The 17,134-nt window shown below is 70.5% G+C and carries 10 protein-coding genes; 6 read left to right on the forward strand and 4 right to left on the reverse strand.

Going from position 1 to position 17,134, the window contains the following annotated elements; all coding sequences use genetic code 11:
* Window positions 1-677: 677 nt before the first annotated feature.
* A complete protein-coding gene (gene cysC, locus IF12_RS0109640; RefSeq protein ID WP_030157401.1) occupies window positions 678-2,222 on the reverse strand; it encodes an adenylyl-sulfate kinase in 1,545 nt (514 codons plus the stop codon).
* A gap of 476 nt (window positions 2,223-2,698) precedes the next feature.
* On the opposite strand from cysC, the gene ppc reads away from it, so the two are divergent.
* Window positions 2,699-5,458, forward strand: a complete 2,760-nt coding sequence (ppc, locus tag IF12_RS0109645) for a phosphoenolpyruvate carboxylase (RefSeq protein WP_030157403.1) — start codon at window positions 2,699-2,701, stop codon at window positions 5,456-5,458.
* Between the two features lie 690 nt (window positions 5,459-6,148).
* Window positions 6,149-6,976 carry a TrmH family RNA methyltransferase gene (locus IF12_RS0109650; protein ID WP_030157405.1) on the forward strand — a complete coding sequence of 276 codons (828 nt, stop codon included), beginning with the start codon at window positions 6,149-6,151 and terminating at the stop codon, window positions 6,974-6,976.
* Between the two features lie 153 nt (window positions 6,977-7,129).
* Here the strand turns inward: IF12_RS0109650 and IF12_RS0109655 are convergent, their stop codons facing one another.
* Window positions 7,130-7,999 (reverse strand): arylamine N-acetyltransferase, encoded by an 870-nt coding sequence (locus IF12_RS0109655; protein WP_051704197.1) that lies wholly within the window; start codon window positions 7,997-7,999, stop codon window positions 7,130-7,132.
* Window positions 8,000-8,297: 298 nt separating this feature from the next.
* Between IF12_RS0109655 and IF12_RS0109660 the strand changes: the two genes are divergently transcribed.
* On the forward strand, window positions 8,298-9,125 hold the full coding sequence (locus IF12_RS0109660) for a metal-dependent hydrolase (protein ID WP_051704198.1): 828 nt from the start codon (window positions 8,298-8,300) through the stop codon (window positions 9,123-9,125).
* Window positions 9,126-9,314: 189 nt separating this feature from the next.
* A complete protein-coding gene (gene mfd, locus IF12_RS0109665; RefSeq protein ID WP_030157410.1) occupies window positions 9,315-12,923 on the forward strand; it encodes a transcription-repair coupling factor in 3,609 nt (1,202 codons plus the stop codon).
* A 160-nt stretch (window positions 12,924-13,083) separates the two neighbouring features.
* Here the strand turns inward: mfd and IF12_RS0109670 are convergent, their stop codons facing one another.
* Both IF12_RS0109670 and IF12_RS0109675 read right to left on the reverse strand, forming a co-directional pair.
* Window positions 13,084-14,649 carry a carboxylesterase/lipase family protein gene (locus tag IF12_RS0109670; RefSeq protein ID WP_030157412.1) on the reverse strand — a complete coding sequence of 522 codons (1,566 nt, stop codon included), beginning with the start codon at window positions 14,647-14,649 and terminating at the stop codon, window positions 13,084-13,086.
* Between the two features lie 90 nt (window positions 14,650-14,739).
* On the reverse strand, window positions 14,740-15,456 hold the full coding sequence (locus IF12_RS0109675; RefSeq protein WP_030157414.1) for an SDR family oxidoreductase: 717 nt from the start codon (window positions 15,454-15,456) through the stop codon (window positions 14,740-14,742).
* 138 nt (window positions 15,457-15,594) lie between these two features.
* Here IF12_RS0109675 and IF12_RS0109680 point away from each other — a divergent pair, with 138 nt between their 5' ends.
* Window positions 15,595-15,855: a hypothetical protein gene (locus IF12_RS0109680; RefSeq protein ID WP_030157416.1), complete on the forward strand. Its 261-nt coding sequence runs from the start codon at window positions 15,595-15,597 to the stop codon at window positions 15,853-15,855.
* Window positions 15,856-15,922: 67 nt separating this feature from the next.
* Window positions 15,923-16,846, forward strand: a complete 924-nt coding sequence (locus IF12_RS0109685; protein ID WP_030157418.1) for a phosphotransferase — start codon at window positions 15,923-15,925, stop codon at window positions 16,844-16,846.
* The last annotated feature ends 288 nt before the right edge of the window (window positions 16,847-17,134 follow it).

Consider the following 17,134-nt stretch of genomic DNA (forward strand, 5'->3'; position numbering starts at 1 on the left):
CTGCCCGCGCTGCCCGCGCTGCCCGCGCTGCCCGCGCTACCCATGTCGTACCCCCGCGGCACTCTTGAATCGGGGGGCCCTCCGCGCCGACACACCCGACCGCAGGGTGCGGCGACTTCCGGACCGACACAACCAACCGCAAGGCGCGGAGACCAGCCTCGCGCCTATGTACCCGTTCGGAGCGTGCGGCGATCCGCCTCGCGCCGACACACCCGACCGCAGGGCGCGGTGATTCCCGTGCCGACCCGCCCGATCGCAGGGAACGCCAACCCGCCTCGCGCCTACGTACCCGATCGGAGCGTGCGGCGATCCGCCTCGCGCCGACACACCGGACCGCAGAGCGCGGCGACTTCCGTGCCGACACACCCGACCAGAGAGCGCGCCGATCCGACTCGCGCCTACGCACCCGATCGGAGAATGCGGCAATCCGCCTCGCGCCGACACACCGGACCGCAGAGCGCGGCGACTTCCGCACCGACACAAGCGACCTTAGGGCGCGGCGACCCGCCTCGCGCCGACGCATCCGGCCGCAGCGATCGGCGGCCTCCGCGCCGGCACACCCGACCGGAGAGGGCGGCACCAACCCGCCTCGCGCCTACGCACCCGATCGGAGCATGCGCCAACCCGCCTCGTGCTGACCCACCCGATCGCAGGGAGTGCCAACCCGCCTCGCGCGCTTACGCCAACCGCAGCCCGATGGGCTCCAGCCAGCCGCCTTCGGAGAGATACTCCAGCACCTGCTCGACCCCTTCGCCGACGGTGATCGAACTCGTGTCGATCTCCAGCTCCGCGGAAGGCGGCGCCTCGTACGGGTCCGAGATGCCCGTGAACTCCGGGATCTGACCCGACCGGGCCTTCGCGTACAGCCCCTTGCGGTCCCGCGCCTCGCACACTTCGAGCGGCGTCGAGACGTGCACCAGCACGAAGTCCCCGCCGGCGGCCTCGGCCATGCGCCGCGCCTCGGCCCGATCCGCCTCATACGGCGCGATCGGGGCGGCCATGCCGATGCCCCCGTGCCGGGCGACCTCGGCCGCGACGAACCCGATCCGGCGCACGTTCACCGACCGGTCCGACCGCGAGAACCCCAACCCCCGCGACAGCAACCGGCGCACCACGTCGCCGTCGAACAGCGACACCGTGCGCGTCCCGTCCTCCAGCAGCGCCTCGTACACTCCGCGCGAGATCGTCGACTTCCCCGAACCCGAAAGGCCCGTGAAGAACACGACCAGGCCGCGCTGGCGCCGTGGCGGGCGCGCCTTGCGCAGCTCCGCGGCCACGCTCGGCGGCGTGTGCCATTCGGGCAACCCGAAGCCGCGGTCGAGCATGTCGGCGATCTCGGCGTCGGTGAGCGCCGTCCGCCGGAACGGCGGCTCGATGTCCTCGATGGGCCGCCACTGCCCGTCGCGCGTGTCGTAGGCCAGTTCGCGCGGCACCATCGAACGCACGCCGTCGCCGCCGCCGAGCCCGTCGGAGCCGGTCATGAGGTGCGTGGCCCCGTAAGCGGCCGCGACCTTCGCCGTCAGCAGCCCGTCCCGCAGCCGGTCCCCGCGCTTGGACAGCGGCACCGTCAGCACGGTCGCGGTCGGCAGCCGGTCCTTCGCGGCCAGCACCGAGCGCACCAGCGCCGCGGTCGGCAGCCGCAGGTCCCGGTCGCCGTTCGTCTCGTCCCCGGTCGGGATCATCACCAGCACGTGCGCCGCGAGGTTCCGCGCCGCGCGCGCGAGCTGCGCCAACTGCGGGCGGTGCAGCGGCCGCTCGGCCACCAGGGCCAGCACCCGCGGCTTCGTGTACGTCGACTTCGCCTGCTCGGGGGTGGCTCTCAGCCCTATGAACACGCCGTGCGCCGCGTCGGCGATGCGCCGCACCGGACCGGACACGCGCACCATGTCGGGGCCCAGCGCGTCCAGGCTGTGGCACTCGACCGCCGCGACCGGCGCCCCCTCCGGGTCGGTGATGCGAAGCACACGCCGCTTCGGGTCGGGGTTGTCCAGGCGCTGGGCGATCTCGATCGGCACGTCCAGCGTCACCGGCACCGGCCACGCGGTGCCGTCCGGCAGCGTCCCGGTCCGCGTCACCGACCGGGCCTCGGACTCGCTCATGAACCCGCGCAGCGGCGCGTACGCCCCGTAGAGCAGCAGCTCCAGGTCCGCCAGCTCATGCGGCAGCGGGGTGTGGCTCGGCGCCTCGGCGAGGATCTCGTCGGGCAGTACCCAGTCAGACATCGGCGGTCGGGATCCCTTCGCGGTGGAACCATCGGGGCGTCATCGGTATCGGTCGCACCAGGGTATGCCACGGGTCCGTCACGCGGCTCACCCGAGGCGGGCGCAACGAGCGGCGATTGTCCCGCATGGCGGACAGAGAAAGTGGCGCACCCATTACCGGTAAGTTACGCTGACTCTGCTCATTGACGGCCATGCAAGCGGTCGCCGAAGGTGCTCATCGACGACCACGCGAGTGGCCATCGAAGACGCTCTTCGACGGCTACGCGAGCAAGCGCTGGGAACGCTCACCACGGACTCGCGAGTCGGCCGTCGAGCACCTGCTCACGGCCGCGCCAGCGCGCGCCGAGAGTGCCCAACAGCATGAGTGCAGTGACTGACCGCGGACAAGGACGTCGGCGCGAGCGGCCCCCGGGGCCCACGGCGAACACTTGTGGAGCCGTAAATTTGCCCAGGCCCGACCACCAGTGGAGACCTCCATGGACTACTTCGACTCCTCCAGCGGAACCGACGACAAGCAGCTCCGCCGCGACATCCGAAGGCTCGGCAACCTCCTCGGCCAGGCACTCGTACGCCAAGAGGGCCCCCAGCTGCTCGAACTCGTCGAAGAGGTCCGCGGCCTCGTCCGCCACCAGCCCGAAGCGGTCGCCTCCCGCCTCGCCCGCCTCGACGTCAACGAGGAAGTCGACCTCGCCCGCGCCTTCGCCACCTACTTCCACCTCGCCAACATCACCGAGCAGGTCCACCGCGCCCGCGACATGCGACGCTCCCGCGCCGAGAACGGCGGCTGGCTCTCCCAGGCCCGCGCCGACATCACCGCCGAGGACATCCCCGCCGACCAGATCGCCGCCGCCGCCGACCGCCTCGAAGTGCGCCCGGTCTTCACCGCCCACCCCACCGAGGCCGCCCGCCGCTCCATCCTCATCAAGCTGCGCAACATCGCCGACCTCCTCGACGCCGAGACCGCCGAGCGCGCCGTCCTCGGCTCCGCCGACGTCGACGCCGTCAACTCCCGCCTCGCCGAGATCATCGACCTGCTCTGGCAGACCGACGAACTGCGTGTCGAGAAGCCCGAGCCCACCGACGAGGCCCGCAACGCGATCTACTACCTCACCGATCTCTACCGCGACGCCGCCCAGCGCGTCCTCACCGACCTCAACGCCACCCTCACCGACCTCGGCGGCTCCCCCCGCCCCGGCACCGCCCCCCTCAAGTTCGGCACCTGGATCGGCGGCGACCGCGACGGCAACCCCTTCGTCACCCCCGAAGTGACCAAGCAGGTGCTCCTCATGCAGCACGAGCACGGCATCGCCGCCGCCGAAGGCGCCGTCGCCGGGCTCATCAACGAGCTCTCGGTCTCCCAGACCGTCCGCCCCGCCTCCCAGGAACTCCTCGACTCCGTCACCGCCGACCTCGCGAGCCTCGGCGACGACATCCCCGCCCGCTACCAGCGCATCCACGCCGAAGAGCCCTACCGGCTCAAGGCCCGCGCGATCGAGGCGAAACTCGCCAACACCCGCACCCGCCACGCCGAGGGCCTGCCCCACAGGCCCGGCGTCGAATACGCCGACGGCCGCGAACTCCTCGCCGACCTCCAGGTCATGCGCGACTCCCTCGCCCGCCAAAGGGGCCAGCTCCCCGCCAAGGGCGTCCTCGACCGCGTCATCCGCACCGTCGCCGCCTTCGGCCTCCAACTGGCCACCATGGACGTCCGCGAGCACTCCGAGGCGCACCACGCCGTCCTCGCCGAGCTCTACGACGCCACCGGCGAACTCGACAAGCCCTACGCCGACCTCACCTCCGAGGAGCGCGACGCCCTCCTCTCGGGCGAACTGTCCGGGCAGCGCCCCCTCGCCCCCGCGAACGTCGCGCTCACCGACGCCAACCGCAAGACCTTCGACGTCTTCCACGCGATCCTCGACGCCCAGGAGCAGTTCGGCGCGGAGATCATCGAGTCCTACATCATCTCGATGACCCACGAGCCCGCCGACGTCCTCGCCCCCGCGATCCTCGCCCGCGACGCCGGCCTCATCGACGTCGCGCGCGGCCGCGCCGACATCGGCTTCGTGCCCCTCCTCGAAGAGGTCGAGGAGCTCGCCGGCGCCGACGCCCTCCTCGACCGGCTCCTGAGCCTGCCCGCCTACCGCGCGATCGTCGCCGCCCGCGGCGACGTCCAGGAGGTCATGCTCGGCTACTCCGACTCCAACAAGGACGCCGGGATCACCGCCAGCCAGTGGAACATCCAGAGCGCCCAGCGCCAACTGCGCGACATCGCCGCCAAACACGGGGTGCGCCTGCGCCTGTTCCACGGCCGCGGCGGCACCATCGGCCGCGGCGGCGGCCCCACCCACGAGGCGATCCTGGCCCAGCCCTCGGGCACGCTCGACGGCGCCATCAAGATCACCGAGCAGGGCGAGGTCCTGTCGGACAAGTACACGCTGCCGGCGCTGGCGCGCGAGAACCTGGAGCTGACGGTGGCCGCGTCGCTGAAGGCGACGCTGCTGCACACCGAGCCGCGGCACCAGCCCGAGGTCCTCAAGCGCTGGTACGAGGTCATGGACCAGACCTCGGACGCCTCCAAGGCCGCCTACCGGGAGCTGACCGGTCAGTCGGGCCTGGCCGAGTACTTCTGGGCGGTGAGCCCCACGGAGCTGCTGGGCGCGTTGAACATCGGCTCGCGCCCGTCGAAGCGGCCGAACACGGACGCGGGACTCGAAGGGCTGCGGGCGATCCCGTGGGTCTTCGGCTGGACGCAGTCGCGCCAGATCGTCCCCGGCTGGTACGGCGTCGGCTCGGGCTTTGCCGCGGCCCGCGCGGCGGGGCTGGGCGAGGAGATCGCCGAGATGTACGAGAAGTGGCACTTCTTCCGCAACTTCGTCTCCAATGTGGAGATGACCCTGGCGAAGACCGACCTGTCGATCGCGGGCCAGTACGTCTCCACTCTGGCCCCGGCGGAGCTGCGCCCGATCTTCGACCTGATTCAGGCCGAGCACGAGAAGACCGTCAGCGAGATCCTGACCCTGACCGGCGGCGAGCGCCTGTTGGACGCGAACCCGCAGTTGGCTCGGACCCTCGAAGTCCGCGACCGCTACCTGGCGCCGCTGCACCACCTCCAGATCTCGCTGCTCAAGCGCTACCGCTCCGAGGGCGGCGCGGACGGCGACGGCGACCCGCAGCTCAAGCGGGCCCTGCTCATCACCGTGAACGGCATCGCAGCGGGCCTGCGCAACACCGGCTGATGTGAGACGAAGAGAAAGGGGGCCGCAGCGGCGAAGCCGCTGCGGCCCCCTTCGCGTTGTGGTCCGCGTGGCCTCTTTCGCGTTCCCGCTCGCGCAGCCCTTTCGAGCCGAGGTTTGTGTGGCCCCACTTCGTGCTGTGGTTCGAGCGGCCCCTTTCGCGTTCCCGCTCGCGCAGCCCTTTCGAGCCGAGGTTTGTGTGGCCCCACTTCGTGCTGTGGTTCGAGCGGCCCCTTTCACGCTCTCGCTCGCGCAGCCTCATCCACGCTCTCGCTCGCGGTCCCTTTCGCGCCGTGGTTCGTGCAGCCCCATCCGCGCTGTCGATCGCGCGGCCCCTTTCTGGTCCTCGCTCGCGCGTTATCCACAGCCACTTGAACAGGCAAAATAAGCATGTCTCGCGAAGTTATCCACAGGCGGAAAACTTTTGTTGCAGTAGAGGGTGACACCGGGTTTAGTAGATAGCAAAAAAGAAGAAAGAAGCCATTCCGGTAGTAGCGGGATGGCGGCGACAGAGGGGGATTCGCGAACGTCGCCATACCGAGGTCGGGGCGCGGGAGCCACCCGCGCCCCGGTCCCCGCTACTACCGCTCCGCGGAGGAGCGCGGGGCGGCCGGGCAAACCAGCCCGGCCGCTCCGCCACAACAAGTGGTAGGTTCGGCCGATTCAGCCGACCGGCCCGGGAGTGCGAAGACCATGGCGAAACCCCTGCGAGTGAGCGTTCGGAACAGCAGGTTCCAGCAGTGGGAGACCTTGCTGCACAACCGCACCAAGCGCCACCGCGCCGGTTCGATCCTGGTCCAGGGGGTCCGCCCGATCTCCATTGCCGTCGAGCACGGCTGGAAGGTCGAGGCCTTCCTGTACGACACCGACCGTCCGCGCCTGTCCGACTGGGCCCGCGGCCTTCTCGCCACACCCGACATCGAGCAGGCCGCCGTCGCCGGCCCGCTCATGGCCGAACTCGGCGGCAAGGACGAGGACGTGCCCGAACTGCTCGCCCAGGTCGCCATCCCGCAGCGGCGCCTGGCCGACCTCGCGACGGGCCCGGACTGGCTCGGCTTGGTCGCCGACCGGCCCACGAGCCCGGGGAACCTCGGGACCCTGATCCGCTCGGCCGACGCGTTCGGCGTCGACGCGGTGATCATCACCGGGCGCAATGCCGCCGATCCGTACGACCCCAAGGCCGTGCGGGCCTCCACCGGGAGCCTCTTCGCGATCCCGGTGGTCAATGCCGCCTCCGCGCACGAGGTCGCCGAGTGGGCCCGGAAGCAGCCCGACCAGCCGTTGATCGTCGGCACGGATGAGCGGGGCGAGCGCGCCCTGTCCGAGCACGACCTCGGCGGCCCGGCGCTCATCGTGGTCGGCAACGAGACCGCGGGCATGTCCAAGTCCTGGTTCGAACTGGTCGACGCGACCGCGCGCATCCCCATGTCGCCCAAGGCCGCCTCGTCCCTGAACGCCGCCAATGCGGGGTCGGTCGCCCTCTACGAGGCCGTCCGTCAACGCACGCTTGGCGAGGCCTGAGGGCCCCTGCGGATTCGCCCGTGCCTCCGGGCAGGAGGCGCGGCGGGCTCCTCCTGAGGGCCCGCATCTGCGGGGCCGCCGATCCGAGATGTTCCCCGTTCTCTCGAATAGCGCTGAGGGTCCCGAGCCTGCGGGCCCTCGGAGGCTTGCCTTCTAGGTCCTACCCGCTGGGGCCGTCTGGTCGGCTTCCTCGGCGAGCCTGCGGCGGTGCTGCTCGTCCGCCTTGCCCCACAGCGCGGCGATCTCCTCGCCGGTCAGGTTCAAGCCGAAGTGGCCGGTCAGGATCTCGGCGAAGTCCTCGTCGCGCTCGACCGTCCTGACCTCCTTGTCATCGGGCAGGGTCGGGTCGTACACGGTGAAGGTGCGGGCCCGCAGCACCGTCATCCGGGCCTCGCCACTGCGCTGCACGGTGAGGGTCTTGACGAACGGCGACTCCGGGGAGGTCGCCAGTTCCAGGCACTTCTCGGCGAAGTCCTCGATCCGCTGCGCGCCCAAGGCGAAGTCGAAGGTCTGGTTCGCGACCCGGGCGTCGAACGAGCAGCGCCAGAGGTCGTCCTCCAGCGTCCAGAGCCCGTAATTGAACGCGCCGACGCGGTGGCTGCCGCTGCGCATCGGCAGCGGGTCCCTGAACCCGTTGCCCAGGCCCGCGTCCACAAGGTACTCGTCGCCCCCGCCGAAGCGCACCACCAGCGGCATGTGGTTCCACCAGTTCGCGTCGCCCTCGGTCTCGCGCCCCACGGCCCCGCGCACCCGGCGCACGTCGAAGCCCATGGCCTCCAGCGCGTGGGCGAGGACGCCGTTCTGCTCGTAGCAGTACCCGCCGCGCCCGCCCTCGACGAGCTTCGCGAACAGCGAGTCCTCGTCGATCCGGATCGGTCTGCCCAGTTGGATGTCGAGGTTCTCGTACGGCACCGCGTCGATGTGGGCGCGGTGGATGCGGCGCAGCGCGTGCAGCGTCGGGCGCCGCGGCGCGCTGATCCCGATGCGCTTGAGGTAGGCGGCCAGCCTGGCGGAGTCGAACACCCCTAGACCATAGCGCGGGCGAAAGCCGAGGTCACGGCTCGTGATCGGACCGATATGCGAACCCTGTTGCGGGCCTGGACAATTGTCGCGCCTGGTACCGCGGTGCCCTTGTAGGTGTGGGATAGTCTCACCATTCTGCCGACCTTCGCCTCTGGAGAACCGTGGTCCAGTGCACGCGTGCCCCAGAGGAACGCCGCCTTCGAGGAGCGCCTCCTCGGCGGCGCGCTCGCGCAGAACTCCGCCCCGATGAACATCGCCCCAGCACGCAGAACACCGCCCTAGAAGGAGTCCCCCCGCTATGGTCATGGGCCCAACCCACGCCATGTCCGGTGCCGCCCTGTGGTTGGCGGGCTCGGCCGTCGCCGACATCGCCTTCGGCATCGACCAGTCCTCCGCCGAACTCGTCGTCGGCACCATCGCCTGCGCCGGCGCCTCGCTGTACCCCGACATCGACTGCGCCGGCAAGGTCACCGAGAACAAGGGCGGGTCCACAGTGGCCCGCTCGTTCGGTGTCGCCTCCCTGATGGTCGCCGAGGTGGTCGAGCGGCTGTGCTACTGGTTCTACCTCATCACCAAGTCTAAAAAGGACAAGAAGCGGAAGAACGGGCACCGCCTGTTCACCCACACCCTCCTCCACGCCGCCATCATCGGCACCGGCACCGGCCTTCTGTGCGCCAGGTTCGGCAAGCCCGCGGTCATCGCGATCCTCTTCGTCCTCACCGGTCTGGCGGTACGCGGACTCCTCGCCGAAGCGGTCGCCAAGAAGGGCTGGATGGTCACCACCGCCATCGCCCTGGCCGCCTCCTACGGCATGTACCGGCTCCTCCCAGAGGGCCGCGACTACTGGATCCTCGGCCTGGCCATGGGCATCGGCTGCTTCATCCACATCCTCGGCGACATGATCACCAAGATGGGCTCGCCGATGCTGTTCCCCATCCCGATCAAGCAGAAGCGCTGGCACGACATCGGCCTGCCCAAGAACATCGCCCTGCGCGCGGGCGGCAAGGAGGAGAACCGCATCCTCCTGCCGATCCTCACCGTCCTCGTCGTCGTCGGCATGTTCTACAACCTGCCCGAGGTCCAGGAGTTCCTCTTCGACCGCGGCGGGCAGGGCGCCGCGCAGTAACCGCCGATCGTCGGGAGCGGTCCGCCGCCCCGCGCGAGGTAGACTCGACCGGTCGCCGGAACAGGCCCCTCCGAAATTCTTGGCTCTCTCCCAGAGCGCCATGGTGCCTGTCTCCGGTCGATCGTCGTGCTCGACGCACGGTCTTGAACGAATTCCAGCCGTGACCGCAACACCGCGCAGGGAGCCCGCATGTCCGAAGGCCGAACCGCACCCAAGCTCGCGAGCCTCCTCCAGGCCGCAGCCGCCTCGCCCAAGCTCGCCCGCGTCGCCGAGCTGGCAGCCTCCGCCGACCGCCCGGTGGACCTCGTCGCCGTGCCCGGCGCGCGCCCGCTCGCGCTCGCCCAGGCCGCGAAGCACAGCCCCGGCCCCGTGCTCGCGATCACCGCGACCTCCCGCGAGGCCGAGGAGCTCGCCGAGTCGCTCGCCTCCTTCATCGCCGAGGACGAGATCGCGCTGTACCCGGCCTGGGAGACCCTCCCGCACGAGCGCCTCTCGCCGCGCTCGGACACCGTCGGCGCCCGCCTCGAACTGCTCCACCGCCTCCACGCCGGCGACGTGCCGCGCGTCATCGTCACGCCCGTCCGCGGCGCCCTCCAGCCCCAACTCAAGGGCCTCGGCTCCCTCGAACCGGTGCACCTGCGCCGCGGCGATGAGACCGATCTCACCGAACTCGCCGCGCACCTGGTCGACCTCGCCTACGAACGCGTCGACCTCGTGGAGAAGCGCGGCGAGTTCGCCGTGCGCGGCGGCATCCTCGACGTCTTCCCGCCGACCGCCCAGCACCCGGTGCGCCTGGAGTTCTTCGGCGACGAGGTCGACTCCATCCGCGAGTTCTCCGTCGCCGACCAGCGCTCGCTCGACCCGGCCCCCGAACTGCGCGCCGTCGCCTGCCGCGAACTGCTCCTCACCGAGGAGGTCCAGGACCGCGCCGCCGCCCTCGGCGAGACCTACCCGGGCCTGGCCGAGATGTGCGCCAAACTTTCCCAAGGCATCCCGGTCGAGGGCATGGAGTCCCTGCTCCCGGCTCTCGCCGGACCCGACCAGCTCGAACTGTTCCAGCAGGTCTTGCCGCGCGGGACCCTCGTCGTCGCGATCGAGCCCGAGCGCATCCGCACCCGCGCCCTCGACCTCGTGGCCACCTCGAACGAGTTCCTCGACGCCTCCTGGGCCGCCGCCGCGGCCGGCGGCGACGCCCCCGTCGACCTCGGGGCGGGCACCTTCCACGACCTCGCCGAGGCCCGCACCGCCGCCCTCGCCGGCGGCCAGCGCTGGTGGACGATCTCGCCGTTCGCGGCCGTCCCCGAAGAGGCCGAACTCGACGCGGCCGCCGCCGAACTCGCGGCCATCACCGGCGAGCCGCTCCATTACGGCGGCGTGCACGACGACGCGGTCACCGTGGACCTCGGCATCGCCGAAACGCCCCGCTACCACGGCAACACCGAGCAGCTCGTGGCCGACATGCAGGGCTGGACGCGCACTGGCCGCACGATCGCGGTCGTCTACCCGGCCCTCGGCGGCGCCGAGCGGGCCGCCGCGCAACTGCGCGCCGAAGGCATCGGCGCACACCTGGAGGCCGCCCCCGAGGCGTTCCGCCCCGGCGAGGTGGTCGCCTGCACCGGCACGCTCGCGCTCGGTTTCGCCGACGAGGCTTCGGGACTCGTGGTCGTCACCGCCGCCGACATCGCCGGCGGGAAGGCCCTCGCCGCCCAGAAGCCCCGTAAAGGCAAGGCCGCCAAGCGCAGGGGCGCGGTCAACCCGCTCGAACTCTCACCCGGCGACTTCGTGGTCCACGACGCGCACGGCGTCGGCAAGTACGTCGAGATGGTCCGGCGCACCATCGCCGGGGCCGACCGCGAATACCTCGTCATCGAGTACGCCCCTTCGAAACGCGGTCAGGGCCCGGACGTGCTGTTCATGCCGACCGACGCGCTCGACCAGATCACCCGCTACGTCGGCGGCGAGCAGCCGACCGTCCACAAGCTCGGCGGGACCGACTGGCAGAAGACCAAGCGCCGCGCCCGCAAGGCCGTGCGCGAGATCGCCGCCGAACTCATCCAGCTTTACGCGGCTCGCCAAGCGGCCGAAGGGCACGCGTTCGGCGCGGACACGCCCTGGCAGCGTGAACTCGAGGACGCCTTCCCCTACATCGAGACGCCCGACCAGATGTCGGCGATCATCGACACGAAGTCCGATATGGAGGCGCGGGTCCCGATGGACCGGCTCGTCATGGGCGATGTCGGCTACGGCAAGACCGAGGTCGCCGTCCGGGCGGCGTTCAAGGCCGTGCAGGACGGCAAGCAGGTCGCCGTCCTCGTGCCGACCACGCTGCTGGCGAGCCAGCATTACGGCACCTTCGTCGAGCGCATGGGCCAGTTCCCCGTGCAGATCAAGCAGCTCTCGCGGTTCCAGACCACGCGCGAGGCCGCCGAGATCCAGCGCGGCATCGCCGCGGGCGAGGTCGACATTCTCGTCGGCACCCACCGCCTCCTCCAGGCCGAGACGCGGTTCAAGGACCTCGGTCTCATCATTGTGGACGAAGAGCAGCGTTTCGGCGTGGAGCACAAGGAGAAGCTCAAGGCCCTGCGCACGGCCGTGGACGTGCTCACCATGTCCGCCACGCCGATCCCGCGCACCCTGGAGATGGCGGTGACCGGCATCCGCGAGATGTCCACCATCGCCACCCCGCCCGAGGAGCGCCACCCGGTGCTCACCTATGTGGGCGCTTGGGAGGCCAAGCAGGTCGCCGCGACGATCCGCCGTGAACTGCTGCGCGACGGACAGGTCTTCTACCTGCACAACCGGGTCGAGTCGATCGACCGGGCCGCGACGCGCCTGCGCGAGCTCGTGCCCGAGGCCCGCGTGGCGGTCGCCCACGGCAAGATGGGCGAGTCCGAGCTGGAGAAGATCATGCAGGGCTTCTGGGAGGGCGAGTTCGACGTGCTCGTCTCGACCACCATCATCGAGTCCGGCATCGACATCCCGAACGCGAACACGCTCATCGTCGAGCGCGCCGACCTCCTCGGCCTCTCGCAGCTGCACCAGATCCGCGGCCGCGTCGGGCGCAGCCGCGAGCGGGCGTACGCGTACTTCCTGTACCCGCCGGAGCAGCCGTTGTCCGAGACCGCGCATGAGCGCCTCGCGACGATCGCGCAGCACTCCGAGCTCGGCGCGGGCATGTACGTGGCCATGAAGGACTTGGAGATCCGCGGGGCGGGGAACCTGTTGGGGGCCGAGCAGTCCGGGCACATCGCCGACGTGGGCTTCGACCTGTACCTGCGGATGGTGGGGGAGGCGGTGACCTCGTTCAAGGGCGGCGGCGAGGAGCCGCCCGCTCCGGTCAAAGTGGAGCTTCCGCTGGACGCGAACATTCCGTTCGACTACATCGAGGTCGAGCGGTTGCGGCTGGAGATGTACCGCAAGGTCTCCGAGGTCCACTCCGACGCGGAGCTGGACGAGGTCCGCGAGGAGATGGAGGACCGCTACGGTCCTGCGCCGGACCAGGTTCAGACCCTGTTCCACCTGGCGCGCTTCCGGCTGCTCGCCCGCGAGCACGGCCTGACCGATGTGGCCTTGCAGGGCAAGAACCTCAGATTCTCCACAGTGGAGCTTCCGGATTCGAAGCAGATGAGGCTGGGCCGTCACTACCCGGACGCGCACTATAAGGCTGCTGCGGGCCTGATCAGCGTCCCGCGCCCGACCACGTCCAAGATCGGCGGCAAACCGGTGGACGGCCTCGCGCTGCTCCAGTGGTGCGCCGACCTCATCACCGACATTGTGCCCGAGGTCCAGAAGGTGTGATGCGGGGATCCCGCAAGGAGACCCGTGTAGGGGACTCGAGACAGCCGGGCCGAAGCTCGGGGTCCAGGGTGCGGAAGGCGTGAAGGCGGGCAGCCCGTTGGGCTGACCCGCTCACGAGAACTTGAGAGCCGGGCCCCGATATCCGGGGCCCGGCCGCCTTTCACTTGTAGCGCTTCCAGAAGCCGCAGTGGTGCCCCTCGGCCACATCCACCATCTCGACCGCCCCGACCGCGAGCGACAGTCCCTCGCCATGCCGGTACGGACTCCAGTCGCCGCCCGGGTCTCCGGTGGCCGCGAATGCCGTCCAATGGTCGATCATCGTGTCCGCCAACACCTTCTGGTCCCCGGTGGGCGGCACCGGCTCGTTGTATCCGTTGTCGAACTCGAACAGGTAGTCGAGGTCCACGCTGTGGCGCGCGCCCATCGGGAAGTCGCCGATCACCTGCGGTGAGGGCTCGGCGAACTCGTAGGCGTACACCGGCGCGCCCCGCCGAGCCGCGTCGAGCGCGGGCAACTGCGAGCAGATCCCGATCATGCCGCCGTAGTCGGTCAGCAGCGTCGCCAAAGCGATGCTCGGCGACTCGAAGTCCTCCGCCGGGTACCGGTCGACGATCGCCTCGGACGCCTTGCCGCCGAACAGGTCAGCGACGGCTCCGGCGTAGCCCTCGGCGGTCACCGGCGCCCCTGCGCCGTCGAAGTCGCGGAAGACGAACGAGCGCATCTCGTCGCTCGTACCGCCGTGCACCAGCGGCACTTCGGCCGCCAAGCCCAGGCGCATCGCCGTGAGCGGTTGCAGCGGCAGCGCTTCGGTCCCGGCGACCGGCGACCACGGCAGCTCGGCCACGCGCCGCACCACCGCGGGCCCGTCGAGTCCGAGCGCCACCAGGTCGGCCAAATCCGCCTCCCGCAGGCACTCCTGAACATCCCCGTCCGCGCATCCGACCGCGGCGGCGTGCTCGACGCCGCGGCGCTCGGCCTCAGCCAGGGTGACCGTGGCGTTGCCGCACGGAGCGCTCTGCACGATCGCCTTGTGGAACAGGCCCTTCGCACCCGGAGCGGCGAGCTGCGCGCAAGCGGTGCGAGCGCCCGCGGACTGCCCCCAGAGGGTCACGTTGCCCGGGTCGCCGCCGAACGCGTCGATGTTGTCGCCGACCCACCGGAGCGCGGCCTGCTGGTCGGCGAGGCCGAAGTTCCCCGCATACGGGTCGGTCAGGTCGGGGTGGGCGAGGAAGCCGAGCGCGCCGAGCCGGTAGTTGACCGTCACGACAACAACGCCGGAGCGCTCCACGATCCGAGTCGGGTCGTGAGCGGCGCCCTCGCCGGAGTTGAGGCCGCCGCCGTGGAAGAACACCATGACCGGCGCGGGCCCGGTGGTCGCGATCGGAGCGTGGACGTTGAGGAACAGGCAGTCCTCGCTGCCGTACACGGGTGCGTCGGGATTCTCGCGCGGCTGCGCGCAGGCCGCGCCCGGCTCGACGGCCTCGCGCACCCCGTCCCATGGCTCGGCCGGTGCCGTTGCGGCCCAACGGAGGTCGCCCGTGGGCGGGGCGGCGTAGGGCACGCCGAGGAACGCGCGGGTGCCGTCCCCGACCGTGCCGTGGAGCCGACCGTCGTCGATTTCGACGAATGCGGGATCCTGCGCGTACGACGGGCTGCCGGCCGCGACGAGCGCGACTGCGGCGGCCAGTGCCGCGGTGAGGATCTTGATGGTGAGTGATCTGGTCATGCGGTCCACATTCGTTGCAGCGGGCCGAATCGCGCATCCGCGCACGACCGTATTCGACCTACGCCGCAGGCCGTATCCCGCGAGAGGCGCTCAGGCCTGCTCGAAGTAGAACGACTTGATGAAGCAGTCGCGGGGCTGACCGATCGCGAACAGCACGCAGTCCACAAGTGAGCGCGCGCTCAGGGCCTCGCCGTGTGGCGCGTCCCATTCGGGGGAGAGCGGGTCCGGGTTGTCGAAGTCGGGCGGGTAGAGCGAGATGACACGAACACCCTTGGGCCGCAGTCGCTTCGAGAGCACCTCGGTGAACCCGGCCTGAGCGCTTTTGGCGGCGTAGAACGCCTCGTGCGCCGCCGACCGGTGGTTCCCGTACTCGCCGCACCCGGACACCATGGTCACGATGTCGGGCCGGTCGGAGGCGAGGAGCAGGGGCAGGAAGCGCTTGGTGGTGAGCACGGTCCCGGCCGCACCGGCGGCGATCACGGCGGCGATGTCCTCGTCGTCGGCTTCGAGGAAGCCCCCGGCGTCGAGGTAGGGCGCGCCGTTGTTGACGAGCAGGTCGATCCGGTCGGTGACCTCGGCGGCGGCTTCGGCGAATTCCCGGATGGAGTCGGGATCACCCAGGTCGCATTCGAACGCGTGCGCCCGGCCGCCGACGTGACGGACCTCTTCGGCGACCCGCTCGGCCGCGGCGAACTCGCGCGCCGAGAGGAACACCTCGGCGCCTTCGCGGGCGAGCGAGATCGAAAGACTCCGCCCGAACCCGCGCCCCGCGCCGGTGATGACGGCGCGATACCCGTGCAACCGCATGGCGCCCTCCTTCCGTGGACCTCCAGCGTCCCACCACGCCGCCCGCGACGCCATGCCTTCGGCCTGTTGATCGGCGGGGGAGGGCGGAGTACGCGATCGCGGCCCCTGCCGAGCCCGTACCGCGTTTACGCTGAGCCGATGAGTGAATTCGACAATGAGATCGAACGTGCGGTCAACCGGGCCGGAAAGGCCGCCGGGGCGCTGACCATCGTGTCGGTCCTGATGCTGGTCTCCGGCATCGTGAGCGCATTCGCCGTAGGGGTCGGCCTGCTTTTCGGCGCGTTGGTCGCCGCAGCGCTGATCTACGGATTCGCGGTGCTCATCAACCTGCAAGCGATGCACCTGCTGGAGACCTGGCGGCAGGGACGCCGATCGGAAGGCGCCGGATCCGACCGGTGATGCACGCGCGGTCGCGGGTCCGCTAAACCGCTGGACCGGCGCACGGACGACTTTCTACGATCGGCGCATGACCCTGCTCCCGCTTTCAGAGACCGACGAGCAGTGCGAGCGCATCACCGACGAGCTTCTTCGGCCGGGGGTGCGGGCGCTGTGCGCGAAACTGGGCCTCGCGACCGAGCGGATCGCGAAGTTCCCCGAAGGATCGCTGCCGGTCTACGACATCGACGGCGCTCACGTACTGAAGCTCTACCCCGCCGCCGACCTGGCCGACCTCGCCACCGAGGAACCGGTGATGCGCGCTCTCGAAGGAAGCCTCCCGGTGCCCACCCCGACCGTGGTGGCGACGGGCCGCTTCGACGGCTGGGGCTACCTCCTGATGACCCGCCTGCCCGGCCAGGACCTCAAAGCGATCTGGCCGAGCCTCGACCACGACACCAAGCGCCGCCTCGCAAGGGCCGCAGGCGAAGCCCTCGCCGAGTTCCACACCGTTCCTCCACCGGAGATCGGCCCGGAGAGCTGGGACGCCTTTCTGGCGTCCCAGGTCGAGGCGGCCGCCGCCAAGCAGATCCACCGGAAGCTCGACCGGCTCTGGGTCGAGCAGATCCCCGGGTTCCTCGCCTCGGTCGAACTCCTGCCTGCCGCGAACGTCCTGCTGCACACCGAGTTCATGGACGTGCACCTCCTCGCCGACCATCGCGAGGGCCGCTACGAGCTGACCGGACTGTTCGACTTCGAGCCGGCGCTGCGCGGCCATCCCGAATACGACCTCGTCGCGCCCGGCGTTTTCATCGGCAGGGGCGACAGGGCCGTCTGGCGCGAGTTCGTGCTCGGGTACGGCTACGCGCCCGGAGACGGTCCCGATCTCGCCCGCAGGACCATGGCGTTCACGCTCCTGCACCGCTTTGCCAACCTGCCCTGGTACCTCCAGACGATCCCCGCCCCCGGGCTGCGGACCTTCGACGAGCTCGCCGACCACTGGTTCGGCATCTAGCGGGAGTGCGCCGCGGCCCTTGCGGCCGATAGGGTCTGCCGCATGACCGACCCTGCACGCCCGCCGCAGCACGTCCTCGACCGCTTCGCCGTCGCCTGCGCGTTCCCGAGGGCCGGGTGCTCATCGTCAAGCCGAACTTCCGCGACTCATGGAAGTTGCGGGCGGCATGATCGACCGGGGCGAATCGGCGCACGAGGCCTGCGCGCGAGCGCGACCGCATCGCGTTGGCGATCGAGGCTCGCCGCTCTGGGCGGGCGGCCTACCAGCGGACTTGATCATCTTGATCGC

Origin of the sequence: Glycomyces sp. NRRL B-16210 (genome assembly GCF_000719515.1) — a bacterium.
In the GTDB taxonomy this organism is placed as follows: Bacteria; Actinomycetota; Actinomycetes; order Mycobacteriales; family Micromonosporaceae; genus Glycomyces.

Excerpts from the sequence above, each read along its gene's own strand:
- cysC (WP_030157401.1), bottom strand. The coding sequence starts at position 2,222 with ATGTCTGACTGGGTACTGCCCGACGAGATCCTCGCCGAGGCGCCGAGC.
- ppc (WP_030157403.1), top strand. The coding sequence starts at position 2,699 with ATGGACTACTTCGACTCCTCCAGCGGAACCGACGACAAGCAGCTCCGC.
- IF12_RS0109650 (WP_030157405.1), top strand. The coding sequence starts at position 6,149 with ATGGCGAAACCCCTGCGAGTGAGCGTTCGGAACAGCAGGTTCCAGCAG.
- IF12_RS0109660 (WP_051704198.1), top strand. The coding sequence starts at position 8,298 with ATGGTCATGGGCCCAACCCACGCCATGTCCGGTGCCGCCCTGTGGTTG.
- mfd (WP_030157410.1), top strand. The coding sequence starts at position 9,315 with ATGTCCGAAGGCCGAACCGCACCCAAGCTCGCGAGCCTCCTCCAGGCC.
- IF12_RS0109670 (WP_030157412.1), bottom strand. The coding sequence starts at position 14,649 with ATGACCAGATCACTCACCATCAAGATCCTCACCGCGGCACTGGCCGCC.
- IF12_RS0109675 (WP_030157414.1), bottom strand. The coding sequence starts at position 15,456 with ATGCGGTTGCACGGGTATCGCGCCGTCATCACCGGCGCGGGGCGCGGG.
- IF12_RS0109680 (WP_030157416.1), top strand. The coding sequence starts at position 15,595 with ATGAGTGAATTCGACAATGAGATCGAACGTGCGGTCAACCGGGCCGGA.
- IF12_RS0109685 (WP_030157418.1), top strand. The coding sequence starts at position 15,923 with ATGACCCTGCTCCCGCTTTCAGAGACCGACGAGCAGTGCGAGCGCATC.